At 30.1% G+C, this 1734-nt stretch carries 3 protein-coding genes; all 3 read left to right on the top strand.

The window, feature by feature from the left end; all coding sequences use genetic code 11:
- On the top strand, positions 1–309 hold a 309-nt coding region (locus tag HG1285_RS02830), incomplete at its 5' end, for a molecular chaperone TorD family protein (RefSeq protein ID WP_008289025.1).
- Between the two features lie 4 nt (positions 310–313).
- A complete protein-coding gene (locus HG1285_RS02835; protein ID WP_008289024.1) occupies positions 314–592 on the top strand; it encodes a hypothetical protein in 279 nt (92 codons plus the stop codon).
- Between the two features lie 126 nt (positions 593–718).
- A partial coding sequence (locus HG1285_RS02840; protein WP_008289023.1) for a 4Fe-4S binding protein occupies positions 719–1734 on the top strand: 1016 nt, incomplete at its 3' end.

Below are 1734 nucleotides of genomic sequence, written 5' to 3'. Positions count from 1 at the left end.
AGAGAACACGGGTATTCTATTGACTTAAATAAAACAAGAGCTTTATCTCCAGACCATATAGGAGTTGAGCTTGAATTTATGATGAATTTAGTTCAGGAAGAGTTGAATGCGTTAGCAAGAGAAGATGAAAAGGAAGTTCAAAGATTAAGGGAAATACAGAAAAAATTTCTTGAAGAACACGTAGGAAACTGGACAGTTCCATATTTACTTGCTGTTAAAGATATAGCAGAAACTCCTTTCTACTATGATGTTGCAGATGCAACACTGGAATTTTTGATGTCTGATTTGGAGTATTTATCTGAAGTTTAAGATAATGGAAAACAAAAACATAGACATTGAAATATTAAAGCTTAAAGTTGAGAAGTTAAAGATTAGAGAAAGTTTTTTGAGAACTTTAATAATAGTAATTATTGCTATAGGTACTGCAATTGGGGTTTTAGTAAATAAACTTGATACATTGGATTATACTAACTCTGATTTAATTTACCCATTAGGTATTATATTTATGGCTATTTTTTTATTTATCATTTATGAATTTGTAAAGTTTAGGAATGAAATAAGTGAAATTGAAAAAGAAATAAGGAAAGATTAAGATAATGGAAAATTTAGCATATTTAATCTTTTTGACTGGTATTTTATTTTTAGCTACGGCCTTTTTTATATTTTCAATTTTAGATATTAAAGACTTTATAGAAAACAGAAAAGAAGGTAAATAATCATGTCTAAACTGAATTTTGACATATATGCGTGTGTTCGTACTTATTATAGATATTCGTCATGTCAGAAATGTATAGATGTTTGTCCTATAGAAGACACCCTCTATATTGAAAATGACAAAATTCAGATAAACGAGGATAAGTGTATTTCTTGCGGTGCCTGCGTAGGTGTTTGTCCAACTGAAGCGTTTTCATTAAATGGTTTTAACCCGTCAGATTTATATAAAAAAATGGTTGAAGAAAATCAAAACCTTATAAGCTGTAAATTAAATGTTCCGTGTGCATCTTCTTTTGACAGCCAGTATTTAGTAGCTTTGGCTCTAAAAATTGAGAATGATGTAATTGTAGATGTAGGATACTGCCAGTCCTGTGAAATTGGGAAATTAAAAGAAAGGATTGAAGATATTGCAAACGAATCAAACTATATACTTGAGCAACTGGGTGTTGATTACAGGGTAAAACTTAAAGATATAAAATATGAAATGCCTAAAGAAACAGAAAAAAAACTTCAAAGAAGAAGTTTCTTAAAGAGATTTTCAAAGCAAGCAGCAGGACTTGCATTTTGGGCTTTAATGCCTGATATCCCTGTAGAAGAAAAAGAAACTCCTGAATATAAAAATTTAGTAGAGGAAAAAGTAATTCCGGAAAAAAGAAAAATTTTTGTAAAAGCCTTAAAGAGTTCTGAAATTGATTTATCAGATAAATATTTAGAAGTAGATAAAATATCTTTTACATCTGAGAAATGGATTGATAATAAAAAATGTACAAACTGTTATGTTTGCTATCATATGTGTCCTACAGGGGCTTTAAAGGAAGGAAACCAAAAACTTTCAATACTTTTTGAGCCTTCACTATGCGTAAAATGTAGAATTTGCCATGAGATGTGTCCAGAAGACTGCCTGCATTTAGCAGATAAATTAAACTTAAACACATTTGCCAATGAAATTGAAGTACTTGCAGAACATGTAATGATTCCTTGTGAAGAATGTATGATGCCGTTTTCATATAAAGGGGATCA

This window comes from Hydrogenivirga sp. 128-5-R1-1, from assembly GCF_000171895.1.
The sequence above is the reverse complement of the archived record's forward strand: the minus strand, read 5'-3'. Positions and strand labels throughout refer to the sequence as shown.

Bases quoted from the DNA above. Each gene is read 5' to 3' on its own strand.
- HG1285_RS02835 (WP_008289024.1), top strand. From the start codon at position 314: ATGGAAAACAAAAACATAGACATTGAAATATTAAAGCTTAAAGTTGAG.